The sequence below is a fragment of the Flavobacterium fryxellicola genome (assembly GCF_900143245.1).
Lineage (GTDB): Bacteria > Bacteroidota > Bacteroidia > Flavobacteriales > Flavobacteriaceae > Flavobacterium > Flavobacterium fryxellicola.
The window spans coordinates 1-18,943 of the sequence record NZ_FRDK01000020.1 but is presented as its reverse complement, the minus strand read 5'-3'; the positions used below and the strand labels follow the sequence as shown (position 1 = coordinate 18,943).

Sequence of the window (18,943 nt, the reverse complement as noted above, 5' to 3'; positions counted from 1 at the left end):
GATCTTGGTTTTTTTTAAATAAATGTTTGGTAGCTCGGATGTAGCGTCCCGCATAGGCGGGAAGGCCGCAGGTTCGAATCCTGCCACCCCGACAATAAATCCTTTCTGTAGTATTACAGAAGGGATTTTTTTATTACCAAATAATTAAAACTGATACTACAACGTCCTTTGTACCGTAATTATATCCTATTTTTGCACGGTAAAAATTATAATTCACATCATTATGTCTGATACAATCGAAAAAATTAAATGTCTTATTATAGGTTCTGGTCCTGCAGGTTATACTGCTGCTATTTACGCTGCCAGAGCAAATATGTTTCCGGTTTTATACCAAGGAATGCAGCCTGGAGGCCAACTAACAACAACTAATGAAGTTGAAAACTGGCCAGGGAATCCTGAAGGAATAACGGGGCCTGAAATGATGGTTGGGTTACAAGCCCAAGCGCAGCGTTTTGGGACTGATGTTCGTGATGGTTGGGCTACAAAAGTTGATTTCTCTGGAGATGTTTTCAAAGTTTGGATCAATGATGTAAAAGAATTGCATTGCGAAACAGTGATTATTTCCACTGGAGCTTCGGCTAAATATTTAGGCTTGCCTTCAGAGCAACACTATTTAAAAATGGGCGGTGGTGTTTCGGCTTGTGCGGTATGTGACGGTTTTTTCTATAGAAATCAAGAAGTAGTAATCGTTGGAGCAGGAGATTCAGCCTGCGAAGAGGCACACTATTTATCTAAATTGTGTAAAAAAGTAACGATGTTAGTGCGTAGTGAAAAATTCAGAGCTTCTAAAATTATGGAAGAACGCGTTCGCAAAACGGAGAATATTACCATTTTGATGAATCATGACACGATAGAAGTTTTAGGAGATGAACAAGTTGTTACTGGTGTAAAAGCACTTAACAAAACCACAAATGAAACTTTTGATATTGAAGCTACTGGTTTCTTTGTCGCTATTGGACACAAACCCAATACGGATATTTTTAAAAAATACATCTCCTTAGATGAAACAGGGTATATTATCAATACTCCCGGAAGTTCTAAAACAAATGTTGAGGGTGTTTTCGTAGCTGGTGATGCTGCTGATCATGTGTATCGTCAGGCGATAACCGCTGCTGGAACGGGCTGTATGGCTGCACTTGACGCTGAAAGATATTTAGCTTCTAAAGAATAAGATAAAAAGAGCATTAAAACAAAGAGTCCCAATTTGCAAAAATTTGGACTCTTTGTTTTAGAATTATTTTCATAAACTTATAAATAAATTTTCAAGATTATATTTTGCCATCAATACCTCCCTCTCCTTTGCAGCGGGTTGGCAAGCGTATTCCCTATTTCAATTTCTTGATCAATTGCGCTTCATCGGCAAATTTCCGAATTTCTATTTTTGGGGTGCCTAAAAGTTGGATTTCAGATTTGTCAGCAGCATCAATAACAACGGCAGTTTCCACAAATAAACTGCAGTTTGTGTAACTTTCGGTGGTGATGTCCGCATTTTTAGTAGTAAATTTATTTCCAGTAAAGGATGCATTGTTATCGAGTCTAATGGCAGTATGTGTCGCGTTTCCTTCCAGTACAGCATTTGATTTTTGGTACAAATCTACTTTTAAATCGGTTGTGGTAACTAATGCTTTTAGAGCGGCATTTTTACTGAGTTCTATAATCGTATTTTCCGATTTTAGATTTAATTCTGTTTTAGACTTGTCGTCTGCCTCTAATAAGAAATCTTTGGTGTTTACATTTAGAAACAGTTTAGAAGCATCATGGGCTTTTACTGTAATAGTATTCAATAAAAGTTCCTGAATTGCATTAACAGTCGCTTCATCTTTTAAAGTAATTAAGTTTAAATCATGGGTATAGGTCACTCTCACAATTATTTTTTTGTAATTGACGGCTTCTTTTGTAGTGTAAAGGCGTAAGCTGTTGTCTTTTGAATCTATAGAAATGATATCGTGCAGGTTGTCATCTGCCTCGATTTTTACTTCCGTTTTCTCGCCCCTTTCTAGATGTACCTCCAGGTTGTCTTCGACGAGCAACGCTTCGAAATTTCCAACGGCTCTCTGCTCAACAGTTACCATTTTTGATCCTTTTATTTTTTCTTTTTTCTGTGCGAATAGTACGGTCGTAGATAAGACGAGTAGGAGTATAGCGGTATGTTTTTTCATGATTAGTTGAATTAGAGTCCGTACAAATATAAAAAAATCAGCCACTTGTGGTGGATGATTTTTTGACTTATTGTGAGGTTGTCTTATTGTTGATTGACGCTGCCACCAGAACTTGTATTTTTCTGTAGTGTCTTTGGTTGGATATTATAGGTAATAGTACCTCCGCTAGACGCTTCGGCATTCAAGCTAACAATAGGGTGAACACTGGTGTTGGCACCGCTTGATACATCGGAAATAATTGTATTAGCTAATAAATCGTCGGCATTGATTGCACTTCCGCTTGATGCGGTAGTTTTCATTTGTAACGCTTTTCCATTGATTGTGATGCTGCTTCCGCTGCTAGAATCACAGGTGATGTCGTCGGATTCGATACCCAGGTCAATTGTCCCTCCACTAGATGTGTTGAGTCGGATATTTTCTCCTTTTAGCGTATTCCTACTGGTAATGGTAGCACTGCTTGTGGCTTCTAGTTCATCAATAAAAGGCATTTTAACCATCACTTTTTTAGAACCGGTATTGATAAAATAATTTTTGTCACAAGAAATAATCAGGGTTCCATTTTCAACTTTAGTCGTGATGTGTTTTTGTAAATTATCATCTGCTTCCACAACTATTTCTATTTTATCAGCTTGTTCAATAACTACATCAATGGCATTGTCAACCTCTATGCTCTTGAAATCACCATCAACGAGTCGTTTCTTTGTGGTTACATTTCCACTGCCTTGTATGGAATCCAAATTAAGGGAATGATTGCATGAAGCGAATAACAAAGCCGTTAACGCTATTACAATAAACTTGGTAATTAAGGTGATGATTTTTAACATGACTAATTCGTTTTAATGATTATTCCGTCTTTATTTATTTTCAATCCTTTGCTAGCGCTATTTGTTTTTACAGAGTCTTTCTCAATAGAAACTCCATTTTTATTAATAGTTACGGTTACATCAGTACTATCGTTTTGAGCATCTATAGTTACATCATTATATTCATTTTCATTGGCAGGACAATTTAAACATTTTATTTGAGAATTTTCTACTTTATAAATGTAATTGTCTGAACTGTAGTGTAAATTGAAGTATTCGTCGTCTGATCTGTCATAATTTTGTACTGAAGAATCGGGTTTCAAAAGAATTCCTTCTGGTACGTATAAGAATATTTCGACTTCCTGATCACGGAATTTATTAGTGACTTCAGTCAATAAATAATTGTCTAAAATCAACTGATTTCCTTCAATTTTGATAGCGTATTTTATTTTTTCTGCTCTTCGTTTTGCATCTTGAAATGATTTACCTCTAGATATTTTTTCAATTTGAATGAAAGGTAATTTTTCATCTGTACGTAAAATTTCTAAGCTTACATTGTTGGAGTAAATCAATTGAGTGTTGGCTGAATCCTGAACAAATTCAAAGTTTTCGTCGTTGTCAATATCTTTTGTGTAATACTCATTGTATCTGAATTTTACAAACAAAGTGTCATTTGGCAATACATTAATAGTTTCTTTCTGAACCGTTTTTCCTTCATAAGCCACTTCCGATGCTTGGTTGATTCCTATCGAAATTAGTATCGCTATAGCAATAATCCAAAGTGCCAATAAGGTGTACTTAGCAATGTTCCCTATTGATTTGATGCTTGGAGACAATAATTTGAACCCTAAAAGTGTCAAGAAAAAGAACGGAATTCCAACAGCAAAGAACATTAACAATCCAAAAGACCATATTGGGTAATCTGTGAAATTTCCTGCTTCAATGAAACTTCTCCATGGCACATCTATAAAATCTGAAGAACCTAAAGTGAATACGGCAATTAGTAAAGAAACTAATGTTGCAACACCTGTGATGATTAAAATCACACCTAAAAATTTCGCAAAAATCTTAAAAACAGTAATGATAAAATCACCAAAAGAGTTTCCTATTTTGCCAGCACCCGTTTTTATTTGATTGCCGTATTTATCGTAGTCCGCATTTTTAATTTTGTCGGAAACGTTTTCAAATTCTTCCCGAACTTTTTTTTCGATATTTGAAATAGTAACGGGTTCTCCCGTCATTTCTAGTTTTTCTGAGGTAGTAACCGCTTCTGGAGTTACAATCCAAAGAATGATATAAGCCAGAATTCCAGTTCCAAATCCAGCAAAAACTAATAATATCAGCACGATTCTGATCCATACGGCATCGATCCCAAAATAGTATCCTAGACCTGCTGCAACGCCACCAATCATCCCTTTTTCTCTGTCACGGTATAATTTTTTTGTTCTACGGCTGGCAGTGCTGTATGCGGTATTTGCTTCTTTAAAATCATCTTCAATGATGTAGTCTTCCGGTTGTCCCATTACGGCAATCACTTCATCGACATCTTTTAACCCAATAACGTACTTGTCGGTTTTTTGTTTGTCATGCAATAATTCCGAAACGCGCATTTCAATATCTTTTATGATTTCATCATGACCGGATGAATTGGATAAAGAACGTTTTATGGCGTCAAAATAGCGGGTCAATTTTTGGTATGCATCTTCATCTATGTGAAAAAACATTCCGCCTAGGTTTATATTTACTGTTTTGTTCATGACTATTATTTTTGGTTGGTTATTAGGTTTACGGCATCTGATAATTCAGTCCAGGTGCTATTCAGTTCATTTAAAAAAGTTTGTCCAATTTCGGTCAGGCCGTAATATTTTCTCGGTGGTCCTGAGGTTGATTCTTCCCAACGGTAGTTGAGTAATCCATCATTTTTCAATCGAGTTAAGAGGGGATAAATCGTTCCTTCCACGACTAATAATTTTGCGTTTTTCAAAGTGTCTAATATTTCCGATGTGTAGGCATCTTTTTCTTTCAATACAGATAAGATGCAAAACTCGAGAACACCTTTGCGCATTTGGGCTTTTGTGTTTTCAATGTTCATAATTCCTTTTTTTTGATTTTGTGTTGATTAAACGGTTCCTTTTTTGATTGCTGTGCCAGTTCGCCTTTCTGGCTCGGGTGATGATTACTTTATTTTATTTGAAGCTTATTCCTGCTTTCCACTTTATCTTTACTTGCTTAAAGAAAGCAAGTAAAGGATGCCGTTGCAATCAGGGCTAGTTCGTTCGCTTTATGTAGTATGTCTATTCTCTTTTAATCTCTTTAGGTTTAATGCTACGAAGCTTTACTTCGATTTTTTTAGCCACAGATTCACAGATTAAAAAAGATTATTGAAAATCTGTGAATCTGTGGCTGTTATTTTGCTAATACCTTTGGGGCTCTGCCCCGAGATAATTTATTCGGATGAGGTCTTATTTAATGAACGGAATCGTTATTGGATATTTATATTTTTCTCCGTTTGATGTTTTGATTGAAGCATAAATGATTAAAAAGAATTCAGCCACTTTTAAAAGGCCAAAAATCAATACACAAATCAATCCAAGGGTTAGTAAGCCAATATTACCATCAAAGTTGAAATTTGAATAGGTAAACTCATGATCGTGCATCAAGGTGTTAAGCGGCATATCCTTAAATACAGAAATAAGAAACGAAGGAATTGCAATTATAATCAGTAGTAAGGAGTACAACAATAAACTCAATTGAAAGTTAAGCACTTGTTTGCCGTGATGATCCACAAATTCCGATTCGTCCTTTTTTGTACTCCATAAAATTATTGGAAAAATATAATTTCCAAAGGGAATAAAATATTGGGTCAAGGTACTCAGGTGAGTAAAAGTGGCGGTGTTTTTTTCAGTAGTTGTTTCCATTTTTTTTTTTTTTTTTGATTTTTGATGATGATTGAAACGGGTTGACAATATTAGCATTTAGGCTACATAGTAATTTCTTATGCAAATATATATCTAAAAGACAGTATCTTGTTTCGCATAGTACCAAATATTAACAGAAAATTAACAAATAAATGTAGTAGGCATGCCTAGTATTTTTTCGTATTTTAGCAAAAAATCGAGCAATAATGAATCTTACAGCATCAAAACTTAATAAATTTCTCTTATTCAAATTGCCTTCGGCATTTATTTGTGGTGTTCGTGTCGCAGCCATTGATGAAAATAAATGTGTTGTATCGGTAAAACACCGATGGATCAATCAAAATCCGTTTAATTCCATGTATTTTGCCGTGCAAGCCATGGCTGCGGAACTTTCTACGGGAGCTTTGGTTATGTTCCAAATTCAAAAAAGTGGTCGGAAAATCTCCATGCTAGTCGCCAACAACAAAGGAAATTTTACCAAGAAGGCAACTGGCCGAATTACATTCACTTGCACCGATGGGCATTTAATAGAAAAAGCTATTGAGGAAACCGTGGCAACAGGCGAGGGGCAAACCTTCTGGATGAAATCCATTGGAACAGATGAAAAAGGAGTACAAGTATCCGAAATGGACTTCGAATGGAGTGTAAGAGTAAAATAAAAGATCCTCTTTAAAGGAATCCAACGAAAAAACGCCTCTATATTTTAGAAGCGTTTTTTGTTTGTAGGAAACGTATATTTTTCGGGGGTACTATTGCTTTTTGGTTAGCAAGCTGTTTTACATTTCTTCCCTTCGGCTTTGCATTTTGCTTGACATTTCGCCACTTCAGCTGCGGTCATAGCCTTTGTATTGGCATCTTTTTTGGCACAACAAGACGTCGTTTTGGCTTTTTCTTTAGCGACAGCTTTTACTTCTTGCGCACTAAGATGAACAGTTAAAAAGGCAATTGCTACAAATGTTACTATTTTTTTCATTGTATAAAGTTTAAATTAGTTTCTTTTTTAGGTGGATCGTAGTCTATCAAATCCAATTCAAATATAAAAAATAAATCAAACTAATCTTGCATTTCTGATAATTATTTACAGCCTCAAAATCAATTTTGTAGTAATAAAAAGCAAGGAATTATAGTACGATGATTTTTTTGCTTAATACGCCTTGTTCTGTTTTCAGTTTTACGATGTAAACGCCCGAACTTATTTTTTTGACGGGCAATTGAATGTTTTCTTGCCCTTGATTTTCAACATCCCAATGCGCAATCGCTTGTCCCAGAATACTAAATAAGGTGACCTCTTGAACGGCTGAAGCTGTTTTATTATTATGGATAATAAGCGCATTTTTGTTTGGAGCATACAAAATTACAATGTCGGTATTGTGCTCGATTTCATCCGCTGTTCCTAGCGTTTTATCTTTGAAACGCAGTGAAAACCGGTCGTGAAATTCGCCTTTGAGCAAATTGATTTCAAAAACTTCATTCCTAATATTGTGGTATATTTTTGTTTGGTCATCGTAGATAAATATCGGTTGGTCAGACTCAAAATTCTCCAGTTCATCAATTAAGAACTTTATCGGTCCGTCGGCATTCGTTTTTACGCCGATAGGGAAGGAGGACTCGCTATTAAAGAAGCCTTCGCCTTGAATGACCAATTGCTCGGTACCGTTTAGAAAATACATGTCAGTAGGAAAATCATCTAGAATATAGCCGTCATACCCATAATCAATGGCGCTGGTCGCTTTTTCCTGCATGAAGGCCAACAATACTTGGCGGTGAAAATTAGATGCCGAATTGAAACCCAAGCGGATTCTTTTTAGGGTGTCTTTTTTTATAGGATCATTAGAATTTGTATCCCATGAATTTTCTTCTTTCGTTTTAGATTTATTTTTGAAAAGGGTGTTGGATGTAGCGTCCGTTTCTCTTTGGAATGTTCGTTGACTGTTATTAAAAATAACAGCACCGCCACCACCTGTTTTTCCATAGACAAAAAATCCTTGCCCAACGGGAATGTGTTGCTTTGGAATTTTAGTACTCAAACCTACACCGCTAATCAACTCTGGAACTACGGGCGGCAAGCCTCCTGATAAATTGAGCATCGCATATCCGCCTAAATACTCTTTTAGAAAATGGGAATTGTTACTGGAGGAATGTTCCCAGAAATAAATGGTTCCGTCTAAGCCCGTGTCTTGCGGTCGGTCTACTGACGTCAGATTATCATTTATAAAGGCATACGCATCAATAGCCGATGGATACGGATTTCCGGTTAGCAATAGTTGTTCGGCACTGACGGTATTGGTTAGAATAGTTCCATTATTAGGTTTTCCTACAAAGGTGTAATTTTGAGTCCCAGAGGCTGCTCCGTCACCTTTTAAGGTAAATCCCTGACCTACTCGCAACGGGCTTGTTTCATTTATCTGTACCCAATTGGCGTAGACACTAGCATAATTATCAAATTTATATAGCCAGTATCGGGCCAAACTAATGGGGCTAGTTGCAGCGCCATTGTAGCCGCTAACCCAAGTAATACTTGCTGGTGTTGCTGGATTTGTTCCGTCTCTCATGATTCCATTTACGGAGTAATTCGTATTGTTAGTAACAGTATTTATAGGGCTTACTGGCGAACTCCAATAGTTGTAATTGTACAAGTTAGATTGTCCTTGCTGATCTCGTTCTATTGATCCAGCACTGGCTACGTCTAAATCGCTCTCCGTTGTTTGGACTAATTGTGACATTCCTGTTAAATCTATTTTACCGTCTAATTTTAGGTACCAGTCATTCTGTATTTTGGTGTTGTTGTTCATGGTGATTTTTTTGCCAGAATCAACAACCATTCCTAGATCTAAGTTGTTTGCTGTTTCGGTAATATCATGTTGCACTTTTACAATAGACCAGTCATTCTCCATAATGTCATTTCCTCTGATTTCTTTGGCAGGATTATTTACTGCGGTGGCAAAACTGCCTGATCGTTCCGTTAAAAAAGGCAAAGGTGCTTGTTGCTGATAAATGTTCTTGTGATTGTATATTTTAGTGCCGCTGACATCAATTGCAGGTGTTGATAAGTCATCAATAATGTCATCTTTATAATAATCCATTCTGTAATACCGAAGTAGGTTTGCAAAAGGCAAGGAAGCGGGTGCGGTAGCAATATTTTTGGGAATAAAAGCACCTCGTACTTCTGAGCCCGAATCCTGAATTTCCTGATAGACCATTCTTTGTACTTGCGATTCTGTCAACGCCACATTGAAAACGCGTATTTCGTCTATTTTTCCTTTAAAATAACTGCTGTTTGCTAGGGGATTTCTACCTAAAGTTAACAGTGATGCGTCAGTTGTGATGCTTCCCGTTTTAGCTTGGGTTGCCACCAAAGCGCCATTCAGATACAGTTTTATCGTACTGCTATCATACACGGCAGCGACATGATACCACTGAGAAACGTTTAGTGCTGTAGCATAAGTTACTAAAGTGCCATTCACTACTGCTTCCAGTTTTTTCGCAGCAGAAACTCTAATTTGGAACTTATCCTGACCCACAAGTACACCGGCTGTTGCAAAATTTGGATTTAAATTAATCCATCCCATCAGCGTGGCAGTACCTAGACCGCCAAGAATAGATGTGCTTTGCCCATAATCGTTTCGACCGTCAAAGTCAAGAAATAATTTGGTCCGAAGGTCTCTTGGAGAACCAAATTGCGCTGTATTAGTGTCAAAGTTGTCTAGAATACCATCTTTATCAACATCAGCAGTTCCATCAATTATACCGTTATTATCAGCGTCCAAGGTTTTATAAGAATAGAGTAGCAAGGTGTTGGCAATATCAAAGGTCAGTCCGTTGGATTTTATATCAATATAGTTCGGAATTCCATCGCCATCGGTATCGAGAAGATAATTCAGAAAAGGAGCCACTGTACTTCCTTGTCCTAAATTGCCATATTGATTGAGGCCTGTACCATAATCATAAATATCCAGTATTCCATCACCAAAAAGTTCATTGATTCCATTGCCATCTGTGTCTTTGCTTCTAAAAGTTTCCGTATCTAATCCGTCTCCAGTACCATCGCCATTAATGTCTCCATCCCCGTTGATGAAACCTGCAACCGCATTTGAATTCCCTGCACCCGATTCGTCTACATCAAAAAGACTATCGTTGTCACTGTCTAAATCCAAATAATTAGGAACACCGTCTCCATCAGAATCTAGTGCTGGTAGCATGGCGATAGCCTCCGCATTGTCGTGCAGTCCATTGCCGTTAGCGTCTGCCCATGCGGTAGCTATTTTTCCTTGACCACCGCTCAAGTGGGCTAAACCAACTTCGATAACATCTTCAATTCCATCATTATCGGAGTCTAAATCAAATACATCAGCAACGCCATCGCGGTCTAAATCACACAACGTTTGTGAAATTAAAATATCATCTAAAGCCAAATCATTACCGCCACCTCCAGGGGCATTATTTTTGAAACGGATGGTAAAGGCATTGATATTTCCTAAGTTGACACTGGTGGTAAATTGTTTCCAAACTCCTTGAGCGCAACTGTTGTCTGTGGTGCTTCCAGAACATCTCCCAATGTCTCCTGTGTTGAATGACGTTAGAAAATTATTTGACAAATCATAAAATTCAACAGTAATGTTGGGTAAAATAGAATTAGGAAACGTATTTTTTGCCATGATATTTAAGGCCCAAAAACTGTAGGTTATTGGTAAATTAGACAAAACACCGGTAATGGTGGTTTCATAAAAAATACCTGGAGTAAAACTGGCATTAAAAACGGCCATTCTACCATTAACGTCCCCTGGGGTATGATCTTCTCCATTGTACCAAGCTAAATCGCCGTGAATATTTTCAGGATCGCTGGCTGTTGTTCCGGTTATTTTAGAGACTACGGTGTATTCACCGTCATCCAATATTTTACTGGATTGAAAAGGACATTGTGTTGTATTCGGCCCAGCAATTCCATCCTCGTAGCAATAGGTTGTTGTGGCATTATAGGCGGCCGTAAAGCTGGCAGTTCTTCCTCCTGTGCCAAAGGTTTCATTTAAGAATTTGTAGGCTACTTTAGTACCATTTGCATTGTTGCAATTTAGTTCTTCGGTAGCATCTAGTATACCATCATTGTCATCATCTATATCAAAATTGTCATAAATACCGTCGCCATCACTATCAAAAAAAGTTTGGATTCCTGTTCCTTGGATCGAATAATTATACGGATTTTCATCAATGTCATTATTTACGATCGAAAGGGCAGCCGTTTTTAAACCTAGGGTGTCTGGGTCAAAACGAACCGAAAAGGTACTGCTTCCTCCAGCGGGAATTATAGCATTTGGACTCGTAGCAAGTGTGAAATTAGCCGCATTAGTTCCTGAAATCGTAATGGCTCCTATGGATAAATCAGCCGTACCCGTATTTTGAATGGTGTAGGTTTTAATGATGGCTCCTGTACTGGTTTCCATAGATCCAAAATCGGTCCAATCCGTACTCGTTGGAGTAGTGTCCCCGTCGACTATAGTCGCCGCATTACCCAAAATAGTGATCTCGGGATCAGCATAGGTCTTTAATATGGGGCTTGGAACTAAAAGTAGTTCGTTTTTATTGTCTGTTGCGGATTGGTGTGAATTACGGGATCCTTCAGGTGCAATAACAAGAGTAACAGTACTTAGCTCTGATTTTTTTTTAGTTTTCCAATGATCTGCTGCAGTAGGATCGATAGTGTTGTTCGTATTCTCAATTGCAATGCCATTTGCATTTGGCTTAAAGCACGAACCACCAATGAATGTTTCGATCGAACGGGTACTGATTCTAGTTTGCACAACAAAAGATTCTGATAAAATAAATGTTTGTAGTTGCGTAAATCCCAGAAGCGGAAGGAGGATACATACCAATGTTGCATAAAGCTTTAGAGTAGTTTTTTTCATAATGTACTCACTGTATTTAATTAATTATGGGTCAAGTAACGAGGTCAAATAAAAATAAATCTTCAAAAAAGACCTATTTTGTAGCTCGAAATTAGACTTATAATTTAAATAAATCAGATTAAGCGCATATAAAATCGATTAAAAGCATAAAAAAGTAAAAAATGTAAGTATATAATTATTTTAAAATAAAAATTTAAAAATGATTTTTTGCAGTGCACTTTCATAAATCCTCCCTTCACTTGATTTTGTAGGATCAAAAAAAAACTTCCCGATGAAGAGAAGTTTTTGTGATGGTAAAAAGGCAATTTATATTACTTAATAATAATTTTCTTGCTGCTATTTCCTTTGGTTGTTTTTAGTTTTACGATGTATACACCAGTTGTTTTATCCAGAATCGGGATTTTTAGTAGCGCTTGGTCCCTTTCTTTTACGTCCCATTTTGAAATTAATTTTCCTTGAATGCTATACAAGGAAACGGCTAAAACGGTATTGTCAGCAGCGTTGTTTTTAATAGTCAACATATTATTAGAACGGGAAAAGAAAACAGTAATGGCATTTTCATACAATGGGTCTTTAACCATGAGACTTTTGTCCGCGAAACGCAACGAAAACCGATCGTTAAAAGTACCAGCAGGAAGTTCTACTTCGTACCCTTTCTCTTTTATACTATGATAGGTATCTGTATCGCTGTCGTGGATAAAAATATTTTGACTTTCATCAAAGTTCTCTAAGCCATCTAAAACGAAAGAGATTTTTCCTGTTGTTTCTGCCCTTACACCAATAGGGAAAGAGGCGTCTTCATCAAAATAACCGTCGCCTGCTATAGCTAATTCATTTTCGCCATTCAATAAATACATATCGCTTGGTGAATCATCTATATTTAAAGCATCGTAGCCAGCATTCATTTCAGCATTTGCCTTGTCGTCCATAAAGGCTAACAATACTTGTCTGTGGAAACTTTGATTGTAAAAATTAAAACCTAAACGGATTCTTTTATGGGTGTCAATTTCTATTGCAGCATCACGATTGTCAGTCCAATGATTAGAATCTTTGGGAGTTGTAGGGATTCTATACGTAGTTTGTGACAATTCAGTATTTTCTTCTTTAATAAATTCTCTTTGGGTGTTGTTAAAAGTAACTGTTCCACCAGATCCAATTTTTCCTATTACAAAAAAACCTTGTCCAACAGGGATATATCTTTTAGGAGCCAATTTTGAGGTAGATCCAGAGCCATTTATGAAATCTACTCCAGTAGCACTTGGAGCGACCCCTCCAGCCAAATTGCGTATGCCGTAACCACCTTGATAAGCGCCTAAATTATGGGATGAGTTTGTTGTGTAATGTTCCCAAAAATACAAGGCACCATCAATTGCTTCATTAGTAGTTGATGTTTCTAGAGAGCCAATGTTATCCGAAATAAATTTATCAGCATCTAATGCTGAAGGATATGGATTTCCTACTAGTAATAGTTGATCAGAACCAACTGTATTTGTTATTGTACCGTTATTTGGCTTTCCTGTGAAAACTAAGTTTTGTGTTCCCGAAGATCCTGATCCTTTTAAAGTAAATCCTTTGCCTGCTTGAAGTATCCCAGTTTCACCTATTTGAGTCCAGTTGGCATAATCAATGGCATTTACGTTACTGTCGAATTTATAAATCCAGTAGCGTGCTAAACTAAATGGGGATGTAGCTCCATTAAAACCATCTGTCCACGTTATTGGTCCTGGTGACGCAGGATTTGTACCATCTTTTAAAACTCCGGCTACCGTAAAATCAGTGTTATTTGTTGTTGTATTCATTCCACCAACAGGAGATCCCCAATAGTTATAATTGAATTTATTAGATTGTCCTTGTTGGTCTCTTTCTAGTGAACCTCCACTTGCTGGGTCTAGGTCGCTGCCTAGTTTTTGTACCAATTGGGAACGTCCCACTAAATCAATTCTGCCATCCAGTTTTAGGTAGTGTGAAACTTCAATTTTGGTTCCATCCGTTTGTGTTCCTCCTATAGTTGTAGCGGTCAAAATATTACTATTGACAAACAATCCCAATACGGTTTTATTTCCTATCGAGGTGATATTATGACTTGTTTTGACTATGTTCCAATTTATTGTTTCTGTATCATCTACAATGGATAAACTATAAGGAATGTCCTGTACCGTATTATTTTTCCATGTTCCAGGATTTTGCCAGTCTCCATCGGTTAATGACTCATATGGTAAAGGTGCTGTTTGTAAATCTACAGTTGTAAGATTTCTTAATGCCGCCGTATTATTGTTATTTGATATGTCTTTTGCATTTGTAAAAGTGTAGGTAGACATAGGATAATAGGCACTTAAATTAGACCAAGGTATACTACTAATTTCATTCGATGAAATAGTATTGGGGATAATTCTTCCATTAGTAGCGATACCGTTACTTAGAATTTCTTGATTCATAACGTATCGTAATTCTTTTTCGGAGAGTGCTACGTTCCAAACTCTAACTTCATCTATTGAACCATTAAAGAAAGATGTTGGTGTTACGCCATCTGCAGCCGCTATCAAGAAAGATTGTGTTGGATTTGCAGGTACATTACTTAATGTTTTACTTGAATCTTCAAAACCATCAAGGTATAATTTTGCAGTTGAAGTTGTATTGTTATATACCACACATACATTATGCCATTTTTCTGTTGGCATTATTATAGAAGAGACTATAGATTGTTTAGTTCCATTAAACCAACTCATCTCAACTTTTCCAGATGCATTTATACTTAAATCATATCCTGCTGTATATGGATTGTTTCTTTTGGAAAGAATTGTTTGGTTTGCAGAACTACTTTTTATCCAAGCAGAAACTGTAAATGAAGTATTTAAATCTAAAACTTTTCCAGCATCTAGATAATCATTCACACCATCAAAATCGATAGCTCTTTCAAAAGTACGTTCGGGTGCATAACCAAATGTAATGTATTTAGTTCCGTCAAAATCATACTCAGTTTCTAATTTTGACCCATTAACGCGCATGACCCTGTATTCTGATGTTGGATTAAATAATGGCGTATTTGATATAAACATTAAGAAATCTCCAGGAGGTGTTATAGTCGAGGTAAGTAGTGTAGAAGGTATTGAAACTTTTACGGTAGGGATGTTACCACCAGTTTCTTTAATTCTCCAAGTACGTCCTATTGAAATAAAATCAACTTCTGTGGTTAATGTTGGTATTATTCCTGAACTCATGTTTACAATTACGGCAGGTTGAGCTAGTAATGTTCCATTATTACTTCCCCAAACTAAAAATTCTTTATCGGTTGCAAAATTATTTGGATTGTCAGAGTTTCTATCAAAAATCCCTCCAAGTCCTATGGTTATGTCGTCAACTGTATTTTCAGTTTTAGATTGTCTTTGCTTTAGTTCGGATTTATCATCACGTCCTATTCCTGCTATGTTGAAATTAAAACCAGCACTTGCATCATAAATGGAGGTGGCGGTATTTGTAGAAGCAGAATTATAATAATCTAAACTTGTTCCATTACTTCCTAATGTAATACCATATTTAATAGCTAAATAGGATTCAATTCTTCTTCTGTCTCTAACAGTATTGCTGATGTTGTAGTTGATAACTTCCAAAAAATCACCTTCATAACTTGGGCCAAAAGTTTCACTAGCACCCAACCAATATCTGGAATTTATGATGTTTTTATAAGTACTTGTGTTTACTTCAGTAGTAGATAGAGCACCAGTACCATTATTGAGAGTCCCTCCATTATTAAAAATACTCATTCTTGTACCATTATATCTTGGATTAAAGATATTTACTCCAGTGTAGGATTTTGTGGTACTAATTTCAGCTACTCCATAATTCGTTTGAGATCCCTGATTATAAGCCAAAAGATCATTGGTAAACCTATTTGATGTATCTCCCATTTCAAAACCAGTTACATCTTGATCTGGTTTGTTAGATATAACATCATCTCCGCAATACATGTCTTTGGCACCAGTAGAGTTTCTTATAGTTCCTGTAGGTTTTACAACAATGTACATGTCAAGGTTATTAAAACCTTGTCCACCTGCCATAGAGTTTGCGCCATTAAAATAAATTACGGGATTGAAGTTGACATTGTTATTGGCGTTATGCTGAAATTTAGGTTCTTTTCCAAGTTTTGCTACCGCATTTTTTGTACTAGTAGATGTTTTTTCTTGCCACGTAGTCATTGTAGCTCCATCGGATAAAGTGCCAATATTACTGTCTGCTTTAAGCCAAAATTTTAAATTTGAGGTCACACCACCAGGTGCAGTAATTATAGAGGTAGGAGTTCTAACTTCTCCTTGCACCACAAATGTATAGGTTCCTTCATCAGGGTCGTTACTAGTAACTGTGATTCTTGCTCTTCTTATTCCTAATGTTGCCGAGGGTGCAAAAGTTACTACAAAATCAGTTACATTTCTAGATTGACTACCTACTAAGTATGGTACAGTAGTATCACTTACTGCAGTTGAACTAAACCCTGTTCCAGTAATAGCTGTTACTACAACTGCTGAATTTATAGTTATACTTGAGGTACCATAAGAAAATATTTGAAATGGAATACTAATAGGAGTAGTTGCATCAGTTATTCCGAAATCAGTTTGATCTAAAGAGCTTGGAGTAGTATCTCCAGAAACTATAGATACATCATTTCCTTGAATATCTATCTCTCTACCTGTAACTATAGTATTCCCTGTGATTACAAAGTCATAAATACCTTCATCATTATCACTATTTGATATATTTACAATTGCCAAGAAATTACCACTTATTGCTGAGTTAAACGTTACTTGGAAGGTTAAACTAGCACCTTGTGCAATTGTAGTGCTACTTGGCTGACTCGTCACTGTGAAAACAGCATCTCCAGTGAGGGTTACTCTTGGAGTTCCCGTTAGCGTCAAAGGACCAGTCCCTATATTTTGAATGGTAAATGTTTTTATTACGTTAGTGCTTATTAAAGGAGAGCCAAAATCAGTATCATTGACTGTGGTTCCAGCAGATGCTCCATCAACAATATCTGCTCCGTTTCCTTGTAAATTAATTTCAGGTGTTACTCCTGAGTCTCCTGTTCCAGAAATATTAAAATCAAAAGGATTTTCATCAGCATCATTATTAGTGAAAGATACTGTTGCATTCCGTGCTCCTAATGCAGTAGGTCTAAATGTAATCGTAAAAGTTGTGCTTGATTGCGGTGCTATAGTGGTAGGTGGATTTGTAGCTACAAATTCAGAAGCATTTACTCCTCCAATAGTGATACTCCCTAAGTTTAATGTTGCAGCACCTAAATTATTGATAGTATAGGTTCTTGTTAGGTTAATCAAAAGATTAGAGCTTCCTAGATTAGAAAAATTAGTAGCGCTTGGGGTTACGCTTCCATCGGCTATGTTGAAACCATTTCCTGAAACTGCAATTTCTGGATTATTGATGGTTGCGATAATTGCTCGCCTTGGACTTGAAGTACAAGATCCATTTGTAGCTTGAATATAATATGTAGTGGTAGCTGTTATAGATGGAGTTGTATAGCTATTTGCTGAAGCTAACGCAGTTCCTCCGGTAGCTGAAGAAAACCATGAGATGGTGCCTACAGACGCTGTAGCTGATAAGTCTACTGTTCCAGTTCCTGTCCTTGAATTTGGTGTAGTTGAAGTTATCGTTGGGGTAGAAGCTACAGTTACAGTTGCGCTATTTAATGCCACAATTGTATTGCTACAGGAACTAGTCGCTAAATTTGTTATCGTTATTGTAGTTGATCCAGAGTTAGGTAAGATACTACTAATGAAAGTTCCTGCACCAGCAGTGGTAACATTCATTGTTGCAGTGTTTCCTGAAGCACTGTTAGTGCCCGAAATGTTATATGTTACGGTATATATTCCTCTTGGTAATGCAGTTGCACTTGAAGTAACAGACACGCTTGCTGTATTTGTTGAACATAAAGGAGTTGCTATTGAGGTTCCTGTTAAACTAAAAACTGGACATGTCCATGAAATAATGACCCGTCCATTTCCACCACCACCCGCAGATCTATCTATATTATTAAGTGCATTTGCTCCAGCACCAGCACCTCCAGGCGGGGTGCCAAAAGCACCGTCGCCACTTTCCGTAGAACCATCAGCACCTTTAACACCTCCAGTTACTGCTGCACCACCAGTCTGGTTATTACCAGCATTACCATTAGAACCTGTACCTGCACTTGAACCTCCAGCACCTCCACCGGTCAAACCAGTACCTCCAGCTCCTCCATAATAACTAAGCGGGGCAGTAAAGCCTATATTACCAGTGGTAACCGCAGTTGCTCCCAATGTGTAGGTATTATTTGCTCCAGTAAAAGCAGCTCCATTACCACCAACAGCTAATAATAGGGTTGTAGCGCCATTAGTTAATGATGAAGATCCTCCAGATGTACCATTGTTTCTACTACCAATCCCTCCAGAACCAACTGTTACCGTATAGGTAGCACCAGGGGTTACTGGAAAAGAATTTCTTCTCGCATAAGCTCCACCTGCACCACCACCTCCGGAAGAATTGAATCCTGTTGCACCACCACCTGCACCACCTGCACCCCAAGCTTCAATATTAATGCTAGTTACTCCAGCAGGAACTGTAAATGTAGATGTTCCCGCTGTAGAAAATGTTTCTGAAGCTTGACTATACCCTTGTAAAACAAATGATAATAAGGCAATAACCAAATATTTTTTTTTGGAAAAAAGTAAAGTTATTTTCATGTTTTGGAAATATATTAATGATCGTGGTCATAATTATAAACTGCTATGATACATTAGATTAATTACGCTTTATTAAGGAGCTTTAATCCTCATTTAATTAGCGTCTTAACTGTGTATTTTAACAGTTCAAATGTAAAATATTTTTTAGTATATTATTTATTTTTTATCGATAAAAAACCATTATAATCGTTTAAACTCATAAAATCTTCTTTTGTGCTGAATTATTTACAAATAATATTCTAAATTATAATCATTTTAGATTCATTGTCATTCTCATTAACACTGATAAATGTTTTTTATAGAGGAACAAATATTTTTGATATTTACATTTTATAAATAATATGCTGCGACCTATTCACGATGCAACTTTTTCAAAAACTTAAGATAGTTTTTAAGTTTTAATTTTCTGTTGCGCGGCTGAAATCGGAAATAACT

10 protein-coding genes are annotated in these 18,943 nt (G+C 36.7%); 2 read left to right on the top strand and 8 right to left on the bottom strand.

The features are described 5' to 3' along the window. The first annotated feature begins 223 nt into the window (after positions 1–223). Positions 224–1,171: a thioredoxin-disulfide reductase gene (trxB, locus tag BUA03_RS16095; protein ID WP_066081949.1), complete on the top strand. Its 948-nt coding sequence runs from the start codon at positions 224–226 to the stop codon at positions 1,169–1,171. 154 nt (positions 1,172–1,325) lie between these two features. Here the strand turns inward: trxB and BUA03_RS16090 are convergent, their stop codons facing one another. From BUA03_RS16090 to BUA03_RS16070, 5 genes are all read right to left on the bottom strand, one after another. Next, positions 1,326–2,159 carry a GIN domain-containing protein gene (locus tag BUA03_RS16090; protein WP_066081946.1) on the bottom strand — a complete coding sequence of 278 codons (834 nt, stop codon included), beginning with the start codon at positions 2,157–2,159 and terminating at the stop codon, positions 1,326–1,328. An 83-nt stretch (positions 2,160–2,242) separates the two neighbouring features. Further along, entirely contained in the window at positions 2,243–2,983 is a 741-nt protein-coding gene (locus BUA03_RS16085) for a head GIN domain-containing protein (protein ID WP_066081945.1), read from the bottom strand. Positions 2,984–2,985: 2 nt separating this feature from the next. Beyond that, positions 2,986–4,719, bottom strand: coding sequence for a PspC domain-containing protein (locus BUA03_RS16080; RefSeq protein WP_066081942.1), 1,734 nt, complete (start codon positions 4,717–4,719; stop codon positions 2,986–2,988). Between the two features lie 5 nt (positions 4,720–4,724). Beyond that, positions 4,725–5,054, bottom strand: a complete 330-nt coding sequence (locus BUA03_RS16075; RefSeq protein WP_066081941.1) for a PadR family transcriptional regulator — start codon at positions 5,052–5,054, stop codon at positions 4,725–4,727. Between the two features lie 370 nt (positions 5,055–5,424). Beyond that, positions 5,425–5,880 (bottom strand): DUF4870 domain-containing protein, encoded by a 456-nt coding sequence (locus BUA03_RS16070; protein ID WP_066081951.1) that lies wholly within the window; start codon positions 5,878–5,880, stop codon positions 5,425–5,427. Positions 5,881–6,086: 206 nt separating this feature from the next. On the opposite strand from BUA03_RS16070, the gene BUA03_RS16065 reads away from it, so the two are divergent. Continuing rightward, entirely contained in the window at positions 6,087–6,539 is a 453-nt protein-coding gene (locus BUA03_RS16065; protein WP_066081939.1) for a DUF4442 domain-containing protein, read from the top strand. A 104-nt stretch (positions 6,540–6,643) separates the two neighbouring features. Here the strand turns inward: BUA03_RS16065 and BUA03_RS16060 are convergent, their stop codons facing one another. From BUA03_RS16060 to BUA03_RS16050, 3 genes are all read right to left on the bottom strand, one after another. Beyond that, entirely contained in the window at positions 6,644–6,853 is a 210-nt protein-coding gene (locus BUA03_RS16060; protein ID WP_066081936.1) for a hypothetical protein, read from the bottom strand. A 148-nt stretch (positions 6,854–7,001) separates the two neighbouring features. Further along, on the bottom strand, positions 7,002–11,780 hold the full coding sequence (locus BUA03_RS16055; protein WP_066081934.1) for a LamG-like jellyroll fold domain-containing protein: 4,779 nt from the start codon (positions 11,778–11,780) through the stop codon (positions 7,002–7,004). 311 nt (positions 11,781–12,091) lie between these two features. Further along, the gene (locus tag BUA03_RS16050) at positions 12,092–18,508 is read right to left on the bottom strand and encodes a DUF8202 domain-containing protein (protein WP_066081933.1); all 6,417 of its coding nucleotides are present in this window, start codon (positions 18,506–18,508) and stop codon (positions 12,092–12,094) included. Positions 18,509–18,943: the final 435 nt, after the last annotated feature.

Coding starts and splice junctions, on each gene's coding strand:
- trxB (WP_066081949.1), top strand. CDS start 224: ATGTCTGATACAATCGAAAAAATTAAATGTCTTATTATAGGTTCTGGT.
- BUA03_RS16080 (WP_066081942.1), bottom strand. CDS start 4,719: ATGAACAAAACAGTAAATATAAACCTAGGCGGAATGTTTTTTCACATA.
- BUA03_RS16075 (WP_066081941.1), bottom strand. CDS start 5,054: ATGAACATTGAAAACACAAAAGCCCAAATGCGCAAAGGTGTTCTCGAG.
- BUA03_RS16085 (WP_066081945.1), bottom strand. CDS start 2,983: ATGTTAAAAATCATCACCTTAATTACCAAGTTTATTGTAATAGCGTTA.
- BUA03_RS16050 (WP_066081933.1), bottom strand. CDS start 18,508: ATGAAAATAACTTTACTTTTTTCCAAAAAAAAATATTTGGTTATTGCC.
- BUA03_RS16060 (WP_066081936.1), bottom strand. CDS start 6,853: ATGAAAAAAATAGTAACATTTGTAGCAATTGCCTTTTTAACTGTTCAT.
- BUA03_RS16090 (WP_066081946.1), bottom strand. CDS start 2,159: ATGAAAAAACATACCGCTATACTCCTACTCGTCTTATCTACGACCGTA.
- BUA03_RS16065 (WP_066081939.1), top strand. CDS start 6,087: ATGAATCTTACAGCATCAAAACTTAATAAATTTCTCTTATTCAAATTG.
- BUA03_RS16070 (WP_066081951.1), bottom strand. CDS start 5,880: ATGGAAACAACTACTGAAAAAAACACCGCCACTTTTACTCACCTGAGT.
- BUA03_RS16055 (WP_066081934.1), bottom strand. CDS start 11,780: ATGAAAAAAACTACTCTAAAGCTTTATGCAACATTGGTATGTATCCTC.